Raw genomic sequence first — 22,125 nt, forward strand, 5'->3', positions numbered from 1 at the left:
GCGGAGATGGCCCCACAGCCAATTAGGTGGGGAAGGGGGCCAAAATGAGTGGTGACACGGCCACTACCTAGATGTTCCCAGCATCGTCTAGGTGGTGGCCGGCGCCTAGGCCTCGGGTCCGGACACCAACCCCTCCACATACTGCAGCGCAACCCACAGTTCCGCACGCACTTGGGCTTTATTGAGGTCCATATCCAGCAATTCGCCCACAACGCCAATCTGCCGGCGCACGCTGTTGCGGTGCAGGCCGAGGAGTTTCGCTGACGCGTCCCAGCTTCCGTTCTCGCTGAGCCAGCCGTGCAGCACCTGCAACAGCGGGTCCCGACGTTCGGGTTCCAAGGACAACACAGGCGCCAGCATCCGCTCGGCCAGCATGGTCCCCGCGTCACGGCCTAACAGGCCTGTCACAGACCAGGTCACTTCATCCGCCCGCACACTGATGCCGGACGAGGCAACCCGGCTTCGCAACGAACTGGCCCGCTGGTAGGCGTCAGTCAGCCCGTTCAGCTCTGTAGGCTCACCTACGACCAACCTCCAGCCGAGCTTCTCGACGTCCGCAAGCAGCGAGTCGTCCACCCTCAGTCGCGTGATGGCAACGAATCCATACTCGGTGATCTCCACGAGTTTGGTATCGAACAACCGACGCCATTGCAGCAGGTCACGGACCGGGCCCTCGCCGCCAGGGCCGTCAACCTTGATGCCCTGCACTACCCGCATCTGCGCAGACCTCGTGGAGGACAGGCTTTGCGCGAGCAGGTCCTTCAGCCCATTGATGTGCTTGGTCCCGCCACTTGTCAGGGAATCTGGGTGGAGCAGCACAGCTGTGGCCAGCTGGCTCGGAGCCAACGATCCACTGGTCCTTTGCCGCACCAGCAGTTCCAACAGCCCCACCGCCGACTGCACCACGTTGTTTTGCGCGGGTGTCAATGGCACGTCCGAACCAAGGATCAACGCGCCAAGGTTTGCGTCCTTCGTGCTCCGCAGCGGATGGCCAACAACCAACGCCGAGCCCGGCTCGTCAAACCCGTCCATCTCCACGCGGGGCCCGCTGCCGGACAGTAACCGCTCCAGCATCGGTGCCAGCAGGGAATGCTCGACGCCGGTGCTGCCGCCGGCAGCGTGCCCCCGCGCGCGGACCCGCCCGTCCGCCCCGACCAGCACGGCCCACACGGGCACCCTCTGAACCAAGGCGGCGAGCAGCTCGTGTTCCGGCCTGGGTGAGAGGACTGCCCGCATGAGCTGCCGGTTGGTCTCGGCCAACTGGCGGAACACCCGGGCGTTGTCCGACTCCAGCAGCTGCGAAAACTCCAGTCCGATGGCAGCGAACGGCAGGGACTCCGGCACCTCGAACAAGGTGAGGCCATGCCGGCGGCAAGCGTCCAGCAGGACGTCGGGAACGGCGTCGAAATAGGGCTTGATGCCGAAACCAAGCGCGGCGACCTTGGCGCCCACCAGCCTCTGCACGTACGCATCCACCTTGGCCGCCGAGCCACCCTTGCCAAGGAAAGGCAGCCCTGCGGTGAGCAGGAACTCGCCCTCCGGGAGGTAAGGAGTAGGATCCTCCAACTCGCTCGGTTCAACCCAGCGCAGCAGCGAGGCGCCGCTGCCGCCGTCGTGAAGCATTTTCAACTCCGGCGGCAGCTGCTCCAGGAACTGGTCGAGCGTGACGAAACTCAGGCGGGCGCTGGCGGGCTCAGGCGACATTGCCCTGCCCGGCGGCGGCCGGCTCCTGGTAATCGGGGCACTGGTAGGCGGTAGTCGAGTAGGCACGTGGCAGCCGCGGCGCGATCCTGTTGATGATTTCGTCCCCGTGGCTGCCGATCGCGGCACCCCAATCGTCGGCGCTCGCGGCACCACTGCGGGGATCGCCGAATAGGACGGCGGTGTCCCCGACGTCGATGCCGGACGCGTCCGGGCCAAGGTCCACCATGAACTGGTCCATGCAGACCTTGCCGATCACGGGCACGCTGCGGCCGGCGATGTTCACCACCGAGCGGCCGCTGATGCCCTTGGGAATGCCATCCGCATAGCCGAGCGGGATGAGTCCGAGGTAGCGGGGTTCGTAGGTAATGGCCTGGTGCTCGTAGCTGACTCCCGTACCAGCGGGCACCTTCTTGACCATGACCAGCGGGGCGGTGACTGTCAGCGCTGGACGCAGCCCGAAGTCCGACGGATTCAGATGGTCTGCAGGGGCCAGCCCGTAAATTGCGAGGCCTGCCCGGACCATGTCGAAGTGGAATTCGGGTCGGTCCAGGATATTGGCTGAGCTGGATACGTGCCGGAGCTCCGGGCTCAGGCCAGCCTCCTGCGCTTCCCGGACGGCGTCTTCGAACTCCGCTACGGCGGCAGCATTGCCGGGGTGGGCAGGAACATCCGCCCACGCCAAGTGCGTCCAGATACCCCTCACCCGCAGGGTCCCGTCCAGCTCGGCTTGCCGGGCGTGCGCCACGAGTTCAGGCCAGTCCTCCTTGCGCGCGCCGCCGCGGCTCAGGCCGCTGTCCAGTTCCAAATGCACGACGCCGGGACGTCCCAGCCGTTCAGCGATACCAACCAGCACCTCCAGTTGGCGGACGCTCCCGAGGGACACATCGATCTCGTTTTCGAGGGCTTCGCGGATGGTGGCACTTGTCTGGGATGCCAGATAAAGCCAGGAAAGGATGGGGGCCGTGATACCGGCTTTACGCAGGGCTATGGCTTCACTGAGCTGCGCCGTCCCGAGCCAGTCTGCGCCGGATTCAACAGCAGTCCGGGCTACCTCAACGAGTCCGTGGCCATAAGCGTTGCCCTTGACCACAGCCATGAAGAAGGGTGCCTCAGACCGCTTTTTGAGGGCATGGATATTGTCTGAAATCGCGGACAGATCAACGGTGACCTGCCCGGAAAGTGCCGCCGACACCGGCGATGATGGATGTGCATTACGTCTCATGGTTGAACACTATAGGTCACTTTGCACCACAATGAGAGCTGCCTCACATGCCAATCTTGTGGAGGGGAAATCGAAAACTACTTTGAAGGGACGTCAAGGGTGACTGTGCCTGTGAACACCGAAAATCCAAGCCCGGCGAGCGTCGCCAGGCCACGCCTCGGCGCGCAGCTCTTGCGCCGCAAGCCGATCGGGCAAATGGTCAGCGAGGCCGGAAGCAGCGCCAGCGGCACTCCGCTGGTACGCAGCTTCGGCGTCCTGCAATTGACCATGATCAGCGTGGGCGCCACGCTCGGTACCGGGATCCTGGTAATCCTCGGCGAGTCGGTTCCGCTGGCAGGCCCGGCCATCTGGATCTCGTTCGTCGTCGCTGGACTCGCTGCCCTCTTCTCGGCAGTGTCCTACGCAGAGATGGCTGGACTCGTCCCCGTGGCAGGGTCCAGCTACTCGTACTCATACGCCACGATGGGCGAGGGCATGGCCTGGATCTGCGGCTGGTGCCTCGTGCTGGAATACGCAGTGTCCGTTGCCGCCGTGGCCGTCGGCGCCGGCCAGTACGTCAACGAGACCCTGGCTGCCTTCGGCCAGGTCCTGCCCGACGCCCTCTCGCAACCACCCGGCGACGGAGGCCTGGTCAACGTCCCGGCCGTTGTGATCGTAGTGCTCGCGATGATCCTGCTGGTGCGCGGGGCCCGTGAAAGTGCGTGGATCAACACGGCAATTGTGGTCATCAAGGTGGGCATCCTTGTCTTCTTCTGCGCAGTTGCTTTCACTGCCTTCAACGCCGGCAACTTCGAGCCGCTTCTGCCGATGGGCGCAGCAGGCGTTTCCGCGGCGGCATCCAGCGTCTTCTTCTCCTACATCGGTTTCGACGCCGCCTCCACCGCCGGCGAAGAGGCAAGGAACCCGAAGCGTGACCTGCCCCGGGCCATCATGCTTTCCATGGTGATCGTCACCAGCATCTACGTCCTGGTGGCAGTCGCAGCGATCGGTGCCCGCCCGTGGGGTTGGTTCGACGGCACGGAAGCCGCACTCGTCCAGATCCTGCACGAAATCACCGGCCAGCCCTGGATTGCCCTGGTGTTCTCCGCCGGCGCCGTGCTCGCCATCGCCAGCATCGTCCTGACAGTCCTCTACGGACAGACGCGGATCCTGCTCTCGATGTCCCGGGACGGGATGGTGCCTAAGATCTTTGGCCGCGTCTCCCGCCGAACCGGCACCCCCGTTGCCGGGACGCTGGTAGTGGGTACCGCCGTCGCGCTTGCTGCGGGCTTGGTCCCGCTGGGTGCGCTGGCGGATGCCACCAGTATCGGTACGCTCTTTGCCTTCGCGCTGGTGAACGCTGCCGTCATCTACCTGCGCCGCAACCGCCCTGACCTGGAGCGATGCTTCAAGGTTCCGCTGTACCCCATCACGCCCATCCTCGGAACCGTCATGTGCGGTTACCTCATGTTGAACCTCGGCGCCGACACATGGATCACGTTTGGCGTGTGGATGCTTGTGGGGGTTGCCATCTACTTCGGCTATGGACGCCGGAACTCCAAGGTAGCCGCGCTCAGCGAGCAGGACTACCGTGAACTGACCACCAGGGCCGTGAGCCCGGAAACTGTGAAAGCAGACAACGCATGACCATCGCCACCGAATTGCCCACCCCCGAGAGCCCCGCGGAGGCTCCCATCACCATGCTGAACCCGGACTTCCCGTTCAGCTACGACCACTACCTGGCGCACCCCGACGGACTCGGTACCATTCCTGAAGATCGCTACGGCACGGAAGTCGCCGTGATCGGTGCAGGACTTTCCGGCCTTGTCACCGCGTACGAACTCATGAAGCTTGGCCTCAAGCCCGTGATCTATGAAGCCGACCAGATCGGCGGACGGCTCCGGACAGCCAGCTTCCCGTCCGCGCCGGAAGTCACGGCGGACCTTGGCGGCATGCGGTTCCCCGTCTCCGGCAAAGCGTTCTACCACTACGTGGACCTGCTCGGCCTGGAAACCAGGGACTTCCCGAATCCCCTGGCACCGGTAACGTCAAGCACGGTGATCGAGTTGGCCGGCAAGAAGCACTACGCAGCCACGCCCGAAGACCTGCCACCGTTCTTCCGCGAAGTTGCCGACGCCTGGAAGGACGCCATCAAGGACGGCGCCGCCTTCACCGAGATGCAGGACGCCATCAAGGCCAGGGACACCAAACGCATCAAGGAACTCTGGAACGAGCTGCTGCCGGAACTCGATGAGCAGACCTTCTACGGGTTCATCGCGGCCAGCAAATCCTTCAAGGATGCAGGGTTTGCGCACCGTGAGGCGTTCGGCCAAGTGGGCTTCGGAACCGGCGGCTGGGACACCGACTTCCCCAACTCCATCCTGGAAATTCTCCGCGTGGTCTACACGGACGCCGACGACCAGCACCGGCTCATCGCGGGAGGAGCGCAAAGGCTCCCCGAGGCACTGTGGAACCACGCGCCGTCGAACCTTAAGCACTGGCCGGCCGGCACCTCGCTGGCGTCGCTGCACTCCGGCACTCCGCGCGGAGCCGTGGACAGCATCCGCCGCGCGGACAATGGCGACCTCCTGGTCCGTGAAAGCTGGGGCCGCGAAGCGTCGTACCAGGCCGTCGTGACGACCTGCCAATCATGGCTCCTGTCCACGCGGATCCACACCGAGGAGGCGCTGTTCCCGGCGGAGCTGTGGACGGCGATCGAGCGCTCGCACTACATGCAGTCGTCCAAGACGTTCGTGATGGTGGACCGGCCCTTCTGGAAGGACATCGATCCCGCGACCGGGCGCGAAGTTTTGTCGATGACCCTCACAGACCGCCTCAACCGGGCCACGTACCTGCTCGACGACGGTCCGGACAAGCCCGCGGTCATTCTCTTGTCCTACACATGGAACGACGACGCCTTGAAGTGGCTTGCCCTCACCGCCGACGAGCGCGTCAAGCTGATGCTCCACTCGCTGGAGCAGATCTACCCCGGCGTGGACATTGCCAGCCACATCGTGGGGCAGCCGATTACCGTGTCCTGGGAAGCGGACCCCAACTTCATGGGCGCTTTCAAGGCCAACCTGCCGGGCCATTACCGGTACCAGCAGCGCCTGTTCACGCACTTCAAGCAGGACAAGCTGCCGGAGAGCCAGCGTGGGATCTTCCTGGCCGGGGACGACGTCTCCTTCACGGCCGGCTGGGCTGAGGGCGCTGTAACCACGGGCCTGAACGCCGTGTGGGGCGTGGTGAACCACCTGGGTGGATCATCTGCTGTTGGAAACCCGGGTCCGGGCGAGTTGCTGGACGAGCTCGGCCCGATTTCCCTGGACTAACTCGTTGCGGGGCCTGCTCTGCGCGCCAACCACTCGGTGGGGATGAAGAGCAGGCCCCGCATTCGCGTTTCTACGCCCCGTGCATCTCCCTGTGCGCCGCAGCGAGCTCCCTGTAGTGGGCAGCGTTGCGTTTCACACCCTCGAACTCCTCATCCGTGAGCTCACGCCGGACCTTGGCCGGCACTCCAGCTACCAGGGAGCGCGGGGGAATCACGGTGCCCTCCAGGACCACGGCGCCTGCAGCGATCAAGGAACCCGAGCCAATCACCGCGCCGTTGAGGATCGTGGCGCTCATTCCAATGAGGCAGTCGTCCTCCACAGTGCAGCCATGGACCACTGCGCTGTGTCCCACTGAAACGCGCTCGCCGACCGTGCAGGGAAAGCCGGGGTCTGCGTGCAGGACCACGTTGTCCTGGAGGTTGGAGCCCGCGCCCAAGCTGATCGCGGCGGTATCGGCCCGGACGGAGACGCCATAGAACGCGCTCGAGTCCTCAGCCAAAGTGGCCTTGCCGATGATCGAAGCCGTGGGTGCCACGAAGGCGGTGTCATGGATGGCCGGAGTATCCCCGGCGAAAGTGTAAGAGGGAGCCATGAGCCCAGCTTAGTTCCCAACTAGGTCGCAGTTGTGCGCGTTATGACGGCTCAAAACGTGCACTAATGCGACCTAGTTGGGATGAGGGGTGCGGAGGATAAGGAACTGGTAGTGCTGGGTCCAGTTGCCCGCCCCCGGCCCTGACTCAACGCCGACGCCCTCCGGCCACGTCCGGAAATGCTCGACCGTGCCGTGCTCCCCGAAGATCCGGCGCACGGTGTCGTCGCTGCGGCGACTGAAGAAACGCCGCGGTTCCTCCAGGTCCTCGGGATTGTGCACTTCCACGTCTTCGCCGGACCACAGCCCGACGGCGACCGGCGCGCCAGGCGCGCTGACCCGCACAAGTTGAGTGACGACGTCGTGAATCCTGCTGTTGGGGACATGCAGCAGGGTGCTCATGGTCCACACTGCCTCAAACGAGGCATCAGCGAACGGAAGGCTGCGGCCGCTGGCCACCGAACAATCAAGCCCGTGAGCCCTGGCCACGTGGACGCTTTCCTCAGACAAATCCACGCCTGTGTAGTGCAAACCAGCGCGCACGAATTCCACGCCTTCAACACCGGTGCCGCAACCGAGTTCCAGCAACGAATGCCTTTGCTCGGTCTTCAAGAGCCGGACGAACCACTCACGGCATTCGACGCGGGGCGGAGTCAGCGAACGGGTGTTGGGTACGCCGGCGTGCCGGTCATAGTAGACGGCCAGGTCTGCCTCATGGTCGGCTTCCGGGAGCCCTTGCATACCCCCAGCGTAGATCTGCCGGAACCTAGTTGAACACCACGGTCCGCGTGCCATCCAAAAGCACGCGGTGCTCGGCGTGCCACTGCACCGCCTGGGCGAGCGTGCGCCCTTCCACGTCGCGGCCCATCTGGACGAACTGGGCTGCGGTCCGGGCGTGGTCCACCCGGATGACTTCCTGCTCGATGATCGGCCCCTCGTCGAGGTCGGCTGTGACGTAGTGCGCCGTGGCGCCGATGATCTTCACGCCGCGCGCGTGGGCCTGGTGGTACGGCTTGGCACCCTTGAAGGATGGAAGGAAGGAGTGGTGGATATTGATGGCCTTGCCGTTCAACTCCGTGCACAGCTCGTTGGAGAGGACCTGCATGTAGCGGGCGAGGACGGTCAGCTCGACGTCATGCTCGGCGATGAGCTTCAGGAGCCGGGCCTCAGCCTGCGGCTTGGTCTCCGCTGTGACGGGAATGTGGTGGAACGGGATCCCGTAGAACTCGGCCAGCTCCTCCAAGTCGCGGTGATTGGAGACAATGGCGGGCACCTCGATGGGCAAAGTACCGGAGCGCTGCTGGAACAGGAGGTCATTGAGGCAGTGTGCGTCCTTGGAGCACATGATGATGGTCCGGACTTTCTTGCCCACGGGGTTGATCTCCCACGTCATGCCGAACGATTCGGCTACCGGCCGCAGCGCGGCTGCCAGTTCCGCCTGTGGGCTCGACGTCGTTGCCTCCACGCGCATGAAGAAGTTACCGGTGGTGGGGCTTCCGTACTGCTGCGAATCGGCAATGTTGCAACCAGCCCCCAGAAGGGCTCCCGCAACGGCATGAACAATGCCGGGGCGGTCGGGGCAGGAAAGGGTCACAACAAATGCGGAGTCAGTCACACGACCAAGCCTACCTGCGCCGCGTTGTTGTACTGTTAACGGGTCGCAACTGGCGTTGGGTGGACTACCACCAGGGAGCGGCAATCACGAAGACCACGGATCGTACGCCTGGGCCGAGGGTCATGTCTTACCGCTGCATGCACGTGACCGATGCCTCCCGTAATCAAGGGGACGAGGGAATGCCGCTGCCGGTAGCCTGACCTGTAGCACCACCGTTGCCTAGCCAGGAGATTTCCGTGTCTACCACCACAACTTCCGCGTCTGTCAGCAACCAGTCGCTCGCCGAACTCGATCCCGAAATTGCAGCAGTCCTCGACCAGGAACTTGGCCGCCAGCGCGGGACCCTGGAAATGATCGCGTCCGAGAACTTCGCGCCCCGCGCCGTCATGGAAGCCCAGGGCTCCGTTCTGACCAACAAGTACGCCGAGGGCTACCCGGGCAAGCGCTACTACGGCGGCTGCGAATACGTCGACGTCGCCGAGCAGCTCGCCATCGACCGCGTCAAGGCCCTCTTCGGTGCCGAGTACGCCAACGTCCAGCCGCACTCCGGTGCGCAGGCCAACGCCGCAGCACTGTCCGCCATGATCACCCCGGGCGACAAGATCCTCGGCCTCTCCCTGGCACACGGTGGCCACCTGACCCACGGCATGAAGCTGAACTTCTCCGGCAAGCTCTACAACGTAGCTGCCTACCAGGTTGAAGAAGACACTTTCCGCGTGGACATGGACAAGCTCCGCGAGCAGGCCATTGCTGAGAAGCCGCAGGTCATCATCGCCGGCTGGTCCGCCTACCCGCGCCACCTCGACTTCGCAGCCTTCCGCTCCATCGCCGACGAAGTTGGCGCGCTCCTCTGGACGGACATGGCACACTTCGCCGGCCTGGTAGCAGCCGGCCTGCACCCGAGCCCGGTCCCGCACTCGGACGTCGTGACGTCCACGGTGCACAAGACCCTCGCAGGGCCGCGCTCCGGCGTGATCCTTGCCAAGGAAGAGTGGGCCAGGAAGCTCAACTCCAACGTTTTCCCGGGCCAGCAGGGCGGTCCGCTCATGCACGTCATCGCCGCGAAGGCCGTTGCCTTCAAGATCGCCGGCAGCGAAGAATTCAAGGAGCGCCAGGAGCGCGTCCTCGAGGGCGCCAAGATCATCGCTGACCGCCTGAACCAGGCCGACGTTGCCGAGGCAGGCGTCTCCGTCCTCACCGGCGGCACCGACGTCCACCTGGTCCTCGTGGACCTCCGCAACTCGCAGCTGGACGGCCAGCAGGCCGAGGACCTCCTGCACTCCGTGGGGATCACCGTGAACCGCAACGCTGTTCCGTTCGACCCCCGCCCGCCCATGGTCACCTCCGGCCTACGCATCGGTACGCCCGCCCTGGCTACCCGCGGATTCGGTGCCGCAGAGTTCACCGAGGTCGCTGAGATCATTGCCACCGCGCTGAAGGCCGGCACCGCTGCGGACGTCGAAGCCCTGCAGGCCCGCGTCGACAAGCTCGCTGCCGACTTCCCGCTGTACCCGCAGCACGAGCAGTGGTAAACAGCCTCTCCCAAGCTGAACAAGCAACACCCGGGCACTGAACCGGAGTCAACGGGATCCGCCGCCATACCTCCGGCGGCGGGTCCCGTTGGCATGAGCCTCCTCATAGGTCACCCACCAGAAAGAGCAGATGGAATGACACAGTCCACCGCACAGATCCTTGACGGCAAGGCCACCGCCGCAGCCATCAAGGCCGAACTGACCGAACGCGTTTCCGTCCTCGCCGCCAAGGGAATTGTCCCTGGCCTGGGCACCATCCTGGTGGGCTCCGATCCGGGCAGCACCTGGTACGTCGGCGGCAAGCACAAGGACTGCGCTGAAGTGGGCATTCAGTCCATCCGTCGGGACCTCCCGGAGGACATCTCCCAGGAAGAGCTCCTCAAAGTGGTCCAGGAGCTTAACGAGAACCCTGAATGCACCGGCTACATCGTCCAGCTGCCCCTGCCCAAGCACATCGACCAGGACGTCATCCTGGAAGCCATGGATCCGGAAAAGGACGCCGACGGCCTGCACCCGATGAACCTGGGCCGTTTGGTGGCAAACGTCAGCGGCGAGATGAAGTCTCCGCTGCCCTGCACGCCCAAGGGATGCGTGGAGCTGATGCGCCGCCACGGCATTGAGCTGAAGGGCAAGCGGGTGCTCGTCGTGGGCCGCGGCGTCACCATTGGGCGTCCGATTGGCCTCCTGCTCACCCGCAGGGAAGTCAACGCCACGGTCATTCTTGCCCATACCGGAACGGTGGACCTGCCCGCGGAACTCAAGCAGGCCGACGTCGTGATTGCCGCAGCAGGCGTGCCGCACATGATCAAGGCCGAGGACCTCAAGCCGGGCGCAATCGTGCTCGACGTCGGCGTCAGCCGCGTGGACGACGGCAACGGCAAGGCTGTGGTCACCGGAGACGTGGACCCGGCAGCTGCCGACGTCGCCGCCTGGTTGTCCCCGAACCCGGGCGGTGTTGGTCCGATGACGCGCGCGATGCTGCTGGCCAACGTGGTGGAGACAGCTGAACGCCAGGCCGGGATGGCCTAGTCCCTTACCAAACATGAAGTGAGAGGGCTCTTGCAAGAAATTCTGCAAGAGCCCTTTCACATGTCAGGGGGCGCTATTAGTGTGCTGAGGGTGCACAATGAAGCAATCGGCTCTGCGACGCAAGCTGCATCGTCGCAATCCGGCTTGGCCATGAACCCACCCATTGTCATCAGCGCGCGCAACCTCACCAAGACCTATGGCGAGCTCACAGCCGTGGACAACATCTCCTTCGACGTCCCGGCAGGGGAGTCCTTTGGCCTGCTGGGACCCAATGGTGCCGGCAAGTCCACCACCATGAAGATGATCGGCGGGGTCTCGCAGCGCACGTCCGGGACGCTGAACATCATGGGACTGGACCCCGAATCGCACGGTCCGGAGGTACGGGCGCACCTGGGCGTCGTGCCGCAGCAGGACAACCTCGACGAAGAACTCAAGGTCCGCGAAAACCTGATCGTATATGGCCGCTACTTTGGCCTGCCGCTGAGCTACCTGCGCCCCAAGGCCGATGAATTGCTTGAGTTCGCCCAGCTCACCGATAAAGCGAAATCCAAGGTGGACGCTCTGTCCGGCGGCATGAAGCGGCGCCTGACCATCGCCCGTTCACTCATCAATGAGCCCCGCATCCTCCTCCTCGACGAACCCACCACGGGACTGGATCCCCAAGCCCGCCACATCCTGTGGGACCGCCTCTTCCGGCTGAAGGAAAGCGGCGTCACCCTGATCCTCACTACGCACTACATGGACGAGGCCGAGCAACTCTGCGACCGCCTCATCGTGGTGGACAAGGGCAAGATCATGGCTGAAGGGTCACCCGCCAGCCTCATCCGCGAGCATTCGTCGCGCGAGGTACTTGAGCTCCGGTTCGGTTCCGAGCGGAACGGGACTATCGGCGTCGAGCTCCAAGGCATCGGCGAGCGGCTCGAAACGCTGCCGGACCGCGTCCTCATCTACGCACACGACGGCGAAGCGGCGCTGGAGCAGGTCTCCGCGCGCGGGCTACGGCCGCTGACGTCGCTGGTGCGCCGCTCTTCGTTGGAGGACGTGTTCCTTCGGTTGACCGGCAGGAGCCTCGTTGATTAGGGGAACAGTTGATATGGGGGAATGTTGACTGACGCTACGAACGGGCCAATCACGACGGCGGATCCGCCGTTGCGGGCCCATTCACCTGCCGTCTCGGCCGCCAGGGCGCGACGCTGGGGTTCATTCTTCTACGCCGAGCAGGTGCTGCGGGTGATGCGCAACTACGGCTGGACCGTGGTGCTCTACAGCGTGGGGCAGCCAGTGGCGTACCTCTTTGCCATGGGCGTGGGCCTGGCTAGCCTGGTGGACGCCAACAGCCAAGCGACCTTTGGCGGCGTGAGCTACCTCGAATTCGTAGCCCCCGCGCTGCTGGTGTCCGCGGCTGTCATGACTGCATCCGCGGAGTTCTCGTACCCGATCATGGACGGGTTCAAGTGGCGACGCGTGTTCTACGGACCGCACGCCTCGCCCCTGGTGCCGCAGCAGATCGCGAGCGGGCACATTATGGCCAGCACGCTGAGGTTCCTGCTGCAGTCGGTGGTCTACTTTGCCGTGGTGGCCATGTTCGGAGCCTCGCCGGGGCCATGGGGTTGGGTGTCGGCGATAGTCGCGACGGTGGCCGCGTTGTCCTTCGGTTTGCCCCTCATGGCGTACGCCTCCAGCATCACGCAGGACAAAGGGCAGTTCGCGCTGGTGCAGCGGTTCATTGTGATGCCGTTGTTCCTGTTTTCGGGGACGTTCTTTCCGCTGGACTCGCTGCCGCTGGCCGTGCGCTGGATCGGCTGGCTGTCCCCGGTGTGGCACGGCACGGAGTTGGGGCGGGTCTTCACGTATGGCATGGACGAGAACCCCTTGCTGACCATCGTTCATGTGGTCTTCCTGGTAGCGACGGCAACGGCCGGCTGGATCCTGACCCGGCGCCAATTCGTGAAGAGGATGGGATCGTGAGCATCCCGACGGGCGGGCACAGCGCTACGGACGTGGCCCGGCAACGGAAGTTCGGTTCCCTGTACTCCCGGAACGCCAAGGCGGTGGTGGCCCGCGGCCTCACGGCAGCGAAGTCCAGCACTTGGCTTGTGATGGTCTCCGGTTTCTTTGAACCGGTGCTGTTCCTGCTGGCCATGGGCGTGGGCATGGGCTCGATCGTGGGCACCGTGCAAGGCCCAGGTGGCCAGGACATCAGCTACGCGGCCTACATCGCCCCGGCCCTGTTGGCGGTCTCGGCCATGAACGGCGCCATCTACGACTCCACCTGGAACGTCTTCTTCAAAATGAACTTCGCCAAGCTGTACCAGGGAATGCTGTACACCTCGCTGGGCCCGCTGGACGTTGCCATGGGAGAGATTTTCCTGGCCTTACTGCGTGGGCTTCTCTACGCCACAGGATTCACGGCGGTCATGGGCGTGATGGGGCTGTTGACGACGTGGTGGGCCATTTTGGTCATCCCGGCGTCCGTGCTGATCGCCTTTGGTTTCGCGAGCTTCGGCATGGGCATCACGAGTTTCATGAAGACGTTCCAGCAGATGGACTGGATCAACTTCTTCCTGCTCCCGATGTTCCTGTTCAGCGCCACGTTCTACCCGCTCAGTGTCTACCCGCAGCCCATCCAATGGTTTATTCAGGCCATGCCTTTGTGGCACGGGGTGGAACTGCTCCGGCAGATCAGCGTGGGTTCGTTCAGCCCGGCCACTGCCATCCATGTGGGCTACTACCTGGTGATGATCGCCCTGGGCATCATGCTGACCACGGGACGGCTGCGCCAGCTGTTCCTGAAATAGGAACGGCCGGCGCAGCCGTCGCCGCCCCTAGCTGTTCTCGATCTCCTCCATGGTCAGCTTGGCGTTGTCGCGGAGGCCCCAGGAACACAGCCCCAGCACTGCCAGCGCAGCCACCGTGTAAATGACGACGCCGATCGGGTCACCGTTGGTGGCGATCAGCAACGCCGTCGCAATTGTTGCGGCGGTTCCTCCACCAAGCGCCGAGCCGATCTGGTAGCTGGCCGAGATGGCCGAGTACCGCGATGACGCCGGGAACTGTTCGCCGAGGAATGCGGGCAGCGGCCCTTGGGGCACGGTGTTGAGCGCACCGCCCAGCGTGAACATGAACAGCGCCAGCCAGCCGATGTGTGTCTCGATGGCGGGGAAGAACGCCAGGAAGTAGATGATGAGCATCACCGCGCCGCCCACCATCACGGGCTTCCGGCCGATCCTGTCCGAGAGAACGGCGGCGAGCGGAGCGGAAACCACGCTGGCAACCGCACCCCATAGCTGGAACTGGAGCGATTCGCTGCCCGTGTAGCCCTTCTGCAGCACGTAGGACATGAGGAACACCGTGGCAACGTACGTGAACGTGTTGTAGCCGTAGCTGACACCGATTGACATCAGGATCTGGCGGGGATGCGACTTGATGGCGGCAAGGAGGGGGATGCGGGGCGCCTCCGTGCCGGAAGGACGTTCGTCTTGGGGGAGTGTCAACCGGGCAATCAAACCAGCTACTACCAGCAGGCCGCCGATCCAGAAGGGGATCCGCCAGGCGAACCCTGCCACGTCGCCTCCTGCCACGGAATCAGTCAGCGAGAAAACGCCCGAACCCATCAGCACACCCAGGCCGATGCCCATGCTCGTGAAGCTTCCCCAGAAACCACGGCGGCCTGCGGGAGCGGCTTCGATGCCCACCAACGCGGCCCCGCCCCATTCACCTCCGGCGGAGAAACCCTGGACCAGCCGCAACGTAATCAGGAGGATGGGTGCTGCCGCGCCCATCGTGTCCGCACCCGGCAGGCAGCCAATAAGGAAAGTGCTGCCGCCCATCAGCAGGAGCGTGAGGATCAGGATCTTGCGGCGGCCCAGGCGGTCACCGAAGTGTCCAAGGACGATGCCACCCAAGGGCCTTGCAAGGAAGCCGGCGCCGAAGGAAGCGAAGGCCACCAACGTTCCAGTGAGTGGGTCCAGGTCAGGGAAGAAGACCTGGGGAAACACCAAGGCCGCTGCGAGGCCGTAAATCGTGAAGTCATAGAACTCCAGAGCTGTGCCAAAGCATGAAACGAAGAACGTACGCGCTGCGGACACGGGGCGTTTGGCCTGCGGGTCGTCCGGTTCCAGCGCGACATTGGGCTGAAGTGATGGTGGCAAGGAAGTGCCTTTCGTTGGGGTTTTTGGTTGGGGATCAGAAGGTGTGGAATCCGCTGGCGGCGGCATCGGCAGGGTTGGCCGCCGCGTACGCAAGCAAACCGTCGCCGGCGTCGATGCTGACGGTCAGCAACGTCTGCCACTGCTCGTGCCGGGGGACCGAGGCGTCGGGATGGAAGCACACCACGGACGCCGCCCCCTCGGACGAACAGAACTGCTTGGCCCGGTCGGCCACCCCGTGGCCGGCCAGGTCCGCCCGCACGGCCGCGAGGTGCGCCAACCGCTGCGGCGACAACGCGCCGTCGTCAATCGCGTCGCCTTGCGCCAGGACCGGATCAAGGAAGTGGTTGGTGTGAAGCAGCCAGCCGTCGCTGCCGGCATGTACGACGGCGGTGCCGGCGGGAGAGACCTCGATGCTGACGGCCCCCGGTGGGCTGCTTTGGGGTGTGGTTGCTTGGGTGACGACGTTCGCCGGAGTTTCACTGCCCGCTGTGAACACGGTGAAGACCGTGGAAGCACTCACCCTCGCAGACGACGCGATGGCGATGGCTTGAGTGATGCTGGACGCTTCATCAAGGATGCGGCGGGCTACGGCATGGACGGGAACACCTGCTGAGTCGTTGTCACTGGCGTGGGCAAGGATGTTGAAGTGCAGGCCGAGCCCTTCGCTGTTGACGCCGATCTTGCCAAGCGTCCCGAACTCCGTGAAGGACTTGGTAGTCCAGCCCGGGTTCGGAGTCACTGCCAGGAGCAAGCCATCCGGGGTGAGGTCGTGATGCCAATCCCACGTTTGCAGTGTTTGCGGGACGCCTCCAGCGGCAGGGGCGTAGACCGCCGTCGAGCATTCATGCCCGCCCGCCTTCTTCGGAGCGGCGACCAGAATCTCCGTCCGGGCATTGACCACACTCAGTTCCCACGTGGTGAGGCCGGCGCCGGCGGCCCAGCCTTCTGCCTCTTCGGCCAATGCCGGGCTCCAATTCCGGAGGGCCTCGTGGCTCCCTTCGGCGATGGTGCGGACTTTTTGGCCCGCTACGCCCAGGGTTGCGAAGAAATCGCTGTACAGCCGGGCTGTGCGGCGTGTTTGCTCCGCCCAGGTGCGGCCGATGTCCAGGCCGCGCTCGCGGGGGTCGAGCGCTATGGACATGTGACGGTGAAGCTGCATGGGTTTCCTTAGATGAGGTGGATCACGAATGTGACGCTCAAAGTACGGAACAAAAACGTTTTTGTGTAGCCCGCGCCAAAGTTTTACTGTTGGTTTTCGAAACCCGCCGTCACCGATGCCGGAAGGAACACCATCATGAGCCGCGGAATCCAGTCACGTGAACTTCAACAAGGCGCCACCATCTGGGACGTTGCCCGCAAGGCAGGTGTCTCCATCACCACGGTTTCCCACTCCCTCAACGGGAAAGGGGCCATCAGCGCCGCCACCCGGGAACGCGTGCGGGGGGTGGCTGCGGAGATGGGATACGTCGCTGATGCCATGGCACGCGGATTGCGCAGTTCCCGCATGAACGCCATCGGGCTGGTGTTCCGTTCCCTGGACAGCCTGGGCAACTACGGGCCGAACGGTGTTGATGTGTTCATGAAACTCGCCGGCGCCGCGGCGGCGGAGACCCTCAACCGCAACCTTGGACTCATGCTCGTACCGGACCTCTCGAAAGGGCCCTTGCCGCCCTTTTCCATGTCGTTGGACGGCTATATCGTCTTCGCCCCGCACGTGAACGATCCCGTGGTGGCTCTCCTGGAGAAGCGTGGAATTCCCTATGTCACCTGGGATCGCGACCCCGGACGGCCCGGCTTCCGGAACTGGGTGGCACATGATGACGCTGCCTCCACGCGCCGCGTCATGGACCATTTGGCGTCGGCGGGAGCCGGGAGCATCGCATACGTCGGGGGCACCGATGCGAACGCGTGGAACCTTGACTGCGAAGCCGCCTACGTGTCTTGGTGCGAGGAGACTGGCCGGGAACCCCGCGTGCATCACGTGCCGGAGCGGGCCGGAGTTGAAGGCGGCCGGGAAGCCGGCAGCACGCTGTGGGAGGAAGGTGTGCCGGATGCCGTGTTTTGCCTCACCGGCAGGCATGCCTCCGGCGTGGCGCAGGAGATGCAGGAACGTGGTGTGGAGATACCGCGGGACCTCTTGGTGTGCACCGGCTCGGATTCAGAGCACAGCAGGCAGAACCAGCCGCCGATCTCCGCCCTTGACGTGGACATTCCCGCGGCTGCCGCTGCCTTGGTCCAAAGTCTTTGCAATCTCATGGAGGGAACATCCGGGACTGAGCCCATCCTGTTGGATGCCCGGTTCATCCAACGGGAATCAACCACCCCCTGACGGAGCCCAACGGTGTTCGCCGTCCGTGGAAGCGGGCACGGGCACCTCCGCAGGTTTGCGACAATTGGTACATGCAATCTCTCGGTGACCCGCACCCGTCCACGTCCTCTTCCGGCAGGGGCCTCTTCAAGGGCTTCCGCATCGGCGGCTTGGGGATGACTGTCGTCATGATCGCCTTCCTGGTAGCCGTAATCTTCGCGGCCAACCAGAACGACGTCGTGGGCTGGGTAGTTGCAGTGGTTTCCTTCGGCTGGCTCGCCTTGGCGGCGTTCGTCGTCTTCAGCATCCAGCGCGCCGCGAAGCGGGCGGGCGCCAAGTTGACCGAGGCGCAAAATGCGTTTGCAGCAGCCGCCGGCCGCGCGCCGTCGTCGTCCTCCGCTGACGTGGGCGGCACTCGTGTGGTGGCCGAACGCAGCCGCGCCGACGACGTCCGCGACCTCAAGCTGGACCACTCTTTCAAAATCGTCCAGGTGCAGGTCCGCGTTGTGGAAGAGGAGCGCGCCAAGGGCGCCGCAGCCAACCAGGACACCATCAACCGCGCCTTGGAAACCATCGCCATCACGTCCACCAACGCCAGGGACATGATCAAGTCCTCCGGGGGCTCGGACGAGCCCGTGGCCGGCACCATCATCGACTAGAGTAGAGCGGGTGAGTACGGCATTGAAGAAGGACTTCCTTCGCGTAGCGTCAGTCAACGTCAATGGCCTCCGGGCCGCCTACAAAAAAGGCATGGCGGAATGGCTGGAGCCACGCGGGGTAGACATCCTCTGCCTCCAGGAAGTCCGTGCACCTGACGACGTCGTCAACTCGCTGATCGGTGAAGGCTGGTACATCCTCCATGCCGAAGCTGAGGCGAAGGGGCGTGCAGGTGTGGCCATCGCCTCCCGTGAGGAGCCAACAGCCACGCGCGTTGGCAACGGCGATGAATACTTTGATGCAGCAGGACGCTGGGTAGAAGCCGACTTTTCCCTGCGGAACGCGGCCGGTGAAGCCACCACGTTGACGGCGGTGAGCGCGTATGTCCACTCCGGGGAGGCCGGCACACCCAAGCAGGACGACAAGTACCGCTTCCTCGACGCGATGACCACGCGTCTCCCCGAGCTCGCCAAGCACAGTGATCACGCACTTGTGGTGGGAGACCTCAACGTCGGCCACACTGAACTCGACATCAAGAACTGGAAGGGCAACGTCAAGCGTGCCGGCTTCCTTCCGGAGGAGCGGGCGTACTTTGACCACTTCTTCGGTGAAGAAATCGGATGGAGGGATGTCCACAGGGGCCTGGCAGGAAACGTCGCCGGCCCCTACACCTGGTGGTCCCAGCGCGGCAAGGCCTTTGACACCGACACAGGCTGGCGCATCGACTACCACCTGGCCACCCCCGGACTTGCCGCAGCCGCTTTCTCGGCCGTTGTGGACCGGGCGCCTTCGTGGGACACCCGCTTCTCCGACCATGCACCGCTGGTAGTTGACTACCGGCTCTAAGCTTGACGAAAGTTTTCCCAATGACTACTGCTGAAACAGACGCTGCCGTACTGCCCACCGTGAGTTCCGTGAGCTCCACCAAGCTCGCAGTCGGTGCCAAGCACCGTGTCCTCTCCGGCATGCAGCCCTCTGCGGACTCCCTGCACCTCGGCAACTACCTCGGGGCCCTGGTGAACTGGGTCCGCATGCAGGACGAGTACGACGCCGTGTTCTTCATTCCGGACCTGCATGCCATCACCGTTCCGCAGGATCCCGCCGAGCTCGCCCGCCGCACACGGGTCACTGCCGCGCAGTACATTGCAGGCGGCGTGGATGTTCAGAAATGCACCCTGTTCGTCCAGTCCCAGGTTCCCGAGCATGCACAACTCGCGTGGGTCCTGAACTGCATCACCGGTATGGGTGAAGCGGGCCGGATGACCCAGTTCAAGGACAAGGCGCAGAAGCAGGGTTCGGACCACGCCAGCGTTGGCTTGTTCACCTATCCCATCCTGCAGGCCGCCGATATTCTGCTTTACCAGCCGCACGGCGTACCCGTTGGTGAAGACCAGAGGCAGCACGTGGAACTCAGCCGGGACCTCGCCAACCGCTTCAACAGCCGGTTCGGGGAGACGTTCCAGGTTCCCGAGGCCTTCATCCAGAAGGAATCGGCCAAGATCTACGACCTCCAGAACCCTACGGCCAAGATGTCCAAGTCCGCCGAGTCCCCTGCGGGCCTGATCAACCTGCTGGACGACCCCAAGACCGTGGCCAAGCGCATCAAGTCCGCAGTGACCGATACCGAGACCGAGATCCGCTACGACCGCGAGAACAAGCCGGGCGTCTCCAATCTGCTGACCATCTACTCCGCCATCAGCGGCACACCGGTGGAAAAGATCGTGGCCGACTACCAGGGCAAGATGTACGGGCACCTGAAGGTAGACCTTGCCGAACTGGTTTCCGGACACTTGGCGCCCATCCGTGAGCGGGCCAATGAGCTCCTGGCGGATCCTGCGGAACTGGACCGTCTCCTGGCCCACGGAGCGGACAAAGCCCGTGAGATTGCTTCCGCTACGCTGGCGGACGTGTACTCCAAGGTCGGCTTCCTGCCGTACCGTGGCGCTGCGTACCGCGTCGGCGCCAACCTCAGCGATGCCAAGCCCGGCGACCACAAGCCCGGCGACCAGGGAGGCCGCTAACCCCATGTGCGCCGCTGGCCAGCTCAACGTCAAGACCGACGCCCGACACGGCGCCGGTCCGGACGATTCCCGCCAGCCGGCTGTCACCGGCACCGATTGTGGTGCCGGTGACGTCATGTGCGTGGGTGTGATCCTGGGCTTCCCGCCGGAGATCGCGCAGGAATTGCAGGAGTGGCGCGCATCCTTCGGCGACCCCATGGCAGAAGTCATTCCTGCGCACATCACGCTCATCACCACCACTCCCACCCAGGATTGGGCCGCAACCCGGAACCATGTGCGTGAAGTCGCCCGCACGCAGGAGCCCTTCACCATCACGATCTCCGGCACCGGCTCCTTCCGTCCGGTCTCACCCGTGGTCTTCGTCAATGTAGAAGAGGGCTTCGAAGAGTGCGTGCAGCTGCACGAAAAACTCCAGACGGGTCCCCTCGAGCGGCTACTTCCCTTCCCCTACCATCCACACGTCACCGTGGCACACGACGTCGCCCAGGAAAACCTGGATGAGGCCGAAACGGTCCTCAGAGATTACCGGGCCACCTTCCCTGTGGTTAGCATGGGACTTTACGAGCACGACACCAATGGAATTTGGCAGCTACGGGAAGAGCTCGACTTTGGCGGCGACATTGACCAAACGCAGCAGGCGGAATCAACGTCCTCAGGCGGACAGTCCTCCACTGCCAACTGAGCTTGCCAAGCTCAAGCTGCAACTGCTGCACAAACGGCAGGATTGGGGCCACGCCAAACGGGCCGGTGAAGGCTTGCCGAAGAAGGCCGGAGCGCTCCTTGCCCTCCTGCTCGCCAGGCTCTCCACCAACCGCGCCATGCGCTCGTTCCAGCACTACACACGTCAGCACGGACCCCTGCTGAGCGCGGGCATTGGCTTCAACATGTTCTTCTCCGTCACGGGCCTCCTCACTACCGGCTTTGCCATCGCGGGCATTGTCCTTGGCGGCAACCCGGTCCTCGTGGACGCGGTTATCAGCAGTGTGGCGGCTGCGGCCCCGGGGCTCCTCCAAGTGAATGGCGGCGAGGGCCTGGTTGATCCGCAGACCCTGCTCAATCCGTCCGGTCTTGGCTGGACTGCGGTGATCGCGGCGGCTGTCACCATCTTCACTTCCCTCGGGTGGATAGCGAGTGTGAGGGAGGGCCTTCGCGGCGTCATGGACGCCGATCCCCTCCAACGCAGTCCGATCCTCCAAAAACTCGTCGACGCCGGAACGCTCCTGCTCCTCGGCGTGATCCTCGTGGTCAGCGCCGGTGCCTCGCTGGTTTTTGGTACGGCTGCGGACTGGCTCATCGATCTGTTGAGGCTGGATGAGGCGGTAGCGGCGCCGGTGGCTGCCGTCGTCAAGATCGTGGTTCCCCTGCTGTTGAACTGCGCGACGGCGGCAGTTCTGTTCCACATTGCTGGTGGACTTAAGTTGGGGCGCCAAGCCTTCTTCGAGGGTGTGGTGCTGGCCGGCGTCGGAACCACGGTGCTGCAGTTTTTCAGCACGGAACTCCTTGCCCGGGCGGGGAACAATCCTGTCCTGGCATCGTTTGCGATCATCATCGGCCTCCTGATCTGGTTCAACCTCGTGAGCCAGGCCTACCTCGTGTCGGCTTCATGGTCCGCCATCCGTGAAGCAGATCTTCAAGCGGGGGAGACCCCCCGCAAAAAGGTCCTCGGTTCACGCCGGGCCACGCCTCAGACGTAGCGGTTCCCGGCCATGGAGGTGCCATGAATACCCAACTCTGGATCGCGTGCCTGCTAGGAGCGGCCGCAGGTCTCATCGTTGGCCAGCTCATCTTCAATTCACCCTTCGTCGGGATCCTGTTGGGCCTCGGCTTGGGGGCCCTGGTCGGAGCGGCGACGGGGCCCCGGCGGGAATAGCCCCAACTGGGTCGCAGCAGAGCGACTCTTCTATGGTTGTCAACGTAGCGACGGTTCGAGGCTGTTGGCGTTGAGTGTGCGGTAGATCCGTCGGGCGAGGTAGCGTTTGACGCACC

At 64.1% G+C, this 22,125-nt stretch carries 21 protein-coding genes; 14 read left to right on the plus strand and 7 right to left on the minus strand.

The features are described from left to right. Positions 1 to 105 precede the first annotated feature (105 nt). The gene (locus tag AB0N65_RS07095) at positions 106 to 1,704 is read right to left on the minus strand and encodes a PucR family transcriptional regulator (protein ID WP_364159535.1); all 1,599 of its coding nucleotides are present in this window, start codon (positions 1,702 to 1,704) and stop codon (positions 106 to 108) included. Beyond that, entirely contained in the window at positions 1,694 to 2,926 is a 1,233-nt protein-coding gene (gene alr, locus AB0N65_RS07100) for an alanine racemase (RefSeq protein ID WP_364159537.1), read from the minus strand. The genes AB0N65_RS07095 and alr overlap by 11 nt, the downstream gene beginning before the upstream one ends. A 195-nt stretch (positions 2,927 to 3,121) precedes the next feature. On the opposite strand from alr, the gene AB0N65_RS07105 reads away from it, so the two are divergent. Together AB0N65_RS07105 and AB0N65_RS07110 are read left to right on the plus strand one after the other, a co-directional pair. After that, positions 3,122 to 4,552 (plus strand): amino acid permease, encoded by a 1,431-nt coding sequence (locus AB0N65_RS07105; RefSeq protein ID WP_364159601.1) that lies wholly within the window; start codon positions 3,122 to 3,124, stop codon positions 4,550 to 4,552. Beyond that, on the plus strand, positions 4,549 to 6,237 hold the full coding sequence (locus tag AB0N65_RS07110; RefSeq protein ID WP_364159539.1) for an FAD-dependent oxidoreductase: 1,689 nt from the start codon (positions 4,549 to 4,551) through the stop codon (positions 6,235 to 6,237). Before AB0N65_RS07105 ends, AB0N65_RS07110 begins: the two co-directional genes overlap by 4 nt. Positions 6,238 to 6,307: 70 nt before the next feature. Here the strand turns inward: AB0N65_RS07110 and AB0N65_RS07115 are convergent, their stop codons facing one another. The 3 genes from AB0N65_RS07115 to purU all read right to left on the minus strand — a co-directional run bounded on the left by AB0N65_RS07115 (position 6,308) and on the right by purU (position 8,441). After that, positions 6,308 to 6,829, minus strand: a complete 522-nt coding sequence (locus tag AB0N65_RS07115; protein ID WP_364159541.1) for a gamma carbonic anhydrase family protein — start codon at positions 6,827 to 6,829, stop codon at positions 6,308 to 6,310. Positions 6,830 to 6,901: 72 nt separating this feature from the next. After that, positions 6,902 to 7,567, minus strand: coding sequence for a class I SAM-dependent methyltransferase (locus tag AB0N65_RS07120; RefSeq protein ID WP_364159544.1), 666 nt, complete (start codon positions 7,565 to 7,567; stop codon positions 6,902 to 6,904). A 25-nt stretch (positions 7,568 to 7,592) separates the two neighbouring features. Continuing rightward, positions 7,593 to 8,441, minus strand: coding sequence for a formyltetrahydrofolate deformylase (gene purU, locus AB0N65_RS07125; protein ID WP_364159546.1), 849 nt, complete (start codon positions 8,439 to 8,441; stop codon positions 7,593 to 7,595). Between the two features lie 230 nt (positions 8,442 to 8,671). Here purU and glyA point away from each other — a divergent pair, with 230 nt between their 5' ends. From glyA to AB0N65_RS07150, 5 genes are all read left to right on the plus strand, one after another. Continuing rightward, positions 8,672 to 9,973, plus strand: a complete 1,302-nt coding sequence (glyA, locus tag AB0N65_RS07130; protein ID WP_364159603.1) for a serine hydroxymethyltransferase — start codon at positions 8,672 to 8,674, stop codon at positions 9,971 to 9,973. 135 nt (positions 9,974 to 10,108) lie between these two features. Continuing rightward, a complete protein-coding gene (locus AB0N65_RS07135; protein WP_364159548.1) occupies positions 10,109 to 11,002 on the plus strand; it encodes a bifunctional methylenetetrahydrofolate dehydrogenase/methenyltetrahydrofolate cyclohydrolase in 894 nt (297 codons plus the stop codon). Between the two features lie 150 nt (positions 11,003 to 11,152). Continuing rightward, positions 11,153 to 12,082 carry an ABC transporter ATP-binding protein gene (locus AB0N65_RS07140; RefSeq protein WP_364159550.1) on the plus strand — a complete coding sequence of 310 codons (930 nt, stop codon included), beginning with the start codon at positions 11,153 to 11,155 and terminating at the stop codon, positions 12,080 to 12,082. A 21-nt stretch (positions 12,083 to 12,103) separates the two neighbouring features. Continuing rightward, positions 12,104 to 12,970, plus strand: a complete 867-nt coding sequence (locus tag AB0N65_RS07145) for an ABC transporter permease (protein WP_364159552.1) — start codon at positions 12,104 to 12,106, stop codon at positions 12,968 to 12,970. Continuing rightward, on the plus strand, positions 12,967 to 13,800 hold the full coding sequence (locus AB0N65_RS07150) for an ABC transporter permease (protein ID WP_364159554.1): 834 nt from the start codon (positions 12,967 to 12,969) through the stop codon (positions 13,798 to 13,800). The genes AB0N65_RS07145 and AB0N65_RS07150 overlap by 4 nt, the downstream gene beginning before the upstream one ends. Positions 13,801 to 13,827: 27 nt before the next feature. Here the strand turns inward: AB0N65_RS07150 and AB0N65_RS07155 are convergent, their stop codons facing one another. Beyond that, positions 13,828 to 15,153: an MFS transporter gene (locus AB0N65_RS07155; protein WP_364159556.1), complete on the minus strand. Its 1,326-nt coding sequence runs from the start codon at positions 15,151 to 15,153 to the stop codon at positions 13,828 to 13,830. Between the two features lie 34 nt (positions 15,154 to 15,187). Beyond that, positions 15,188 to 16,312 (minus strand): C45 family peptidase, encoded by a 1,125-nt coding sequence (locus AB0N65_RS07160; protein ID WP_364159558.1) that lies wholly within the window; start codon positions 16,310 to 16,312, stop codon positions 15,188 to 15,190. Positions 16,313 to 16,447: 135 nt separating this feature from the next. Here AB0N65_RS07160 and AB0N65_RS07165 point away from each other — a divergent pair, with 135 nt between their 5' ends. The 7 genes from AB0N65_RS07165 to AB0N65_RS07195 all read left to right on the plus strand — a co-directional run bounded on the left by AB0N65_RS07165 (position 16,448) and on the right by AB0N65_RS07195 (position 22,009). After that, positions 16,448 to 17,482 carry a LacI family DNA-binding transcriptional regulator gene (locus tag AB0N65_RS07165; RefSeq protein WP_364159560.1) on the plus strand — a complete coding sequence of 345 codons (1,035 nt, stop codon included), beginning with the start codon at positions 16,448 to 16,450 and terminating at the stop codon, positions 17,480 to 17,482. A 71-nt stretch (positions 17,483 to 17,553) separates the two neighbouring features. Further along, complete coding sequence (locus AB0N65_RS07170; RefSeq protein ID WP_364159562.1) at positions 17,554 to 18,120, plus strand: hypothetical protein; 567 nt, start codon at positions 17,554 to 17,556, stop codon at positions 18,118 to 18,120. Positions 18,121 to 18,130: 10 nt separating this feature from the next. Next, positions 18,131 to 18,964, plus strand: coding sequence for an exodeoxyribonuclease III (locus AB0N65_RS07175; protein WP_364159564.1), 834 nt, complete (start codon positions 18,131 to 18,133; stop codon positions 18,962 to 18,964). Positions 18,965 to 18,984: 20 nt separating this feature from the next. Beyond that, positions 18,985 to 20,139, plus strand: coding sequence for a tryptophan--tRNA ligase (gene trpS / locus AB0N65_RS07180; protein ID WP_364159566.1), 1,155 nt, complete (start codon positions 18,985 to 18,987; stop codon positions 20,137 to 20,139). A 4-nt stretch (positions 20,140 to 20,143) separates the two neighbouring features. Then, positions 20,144 to 20,821, plus strand: coding sequence for a 2'-5' RNA ligase family protein (locus AB0N65_RS07185; RefSeq protein ID WP_364159568.1), 678 nt, complete (start codon positions 20,144 to 20,146; stop codon positions 20,819 to 20,821). Continuing rightward, entirely contained in the window at positions 20,748 to 21,833 is a 1,086-nt protein-coding gene (locus AB0N65_RS07190; RefSeq protein WP_364159570.1) for a YihY/virulence factor BrkB family protein, read from the plus strand. The genes AB0N65_RS07185 and AB0N65_RS07190 overlap by 74 nt, the downstream gene beginning before the upstream one ends. Positions 21,834 to 21,856: 23 nt before the next feature. Further along, positions 21,857 to 22,009, plus strand: coding sequence for a hypothetical protein (locus AB0N65_RS07195; RefSeq protein WP_364159572.1), 153 nt, complete (start codon positions 21,857 to 21,859; stop codon positions 22,007 to 22,009). Positions 22,010 to 22,125 lie beyond the last annotated feature (116 nt).

The sequence above is a fragment of the Paenarthrobacter sp. NPDC089322 genome (assembly GCF_040684895.1).
Taxonomy (GTDB): domain Bacteria; phylum Actinomycetota; class Actinomycetes; order Actinomycetales; family Micrococcaceae; genus Arthrobacter.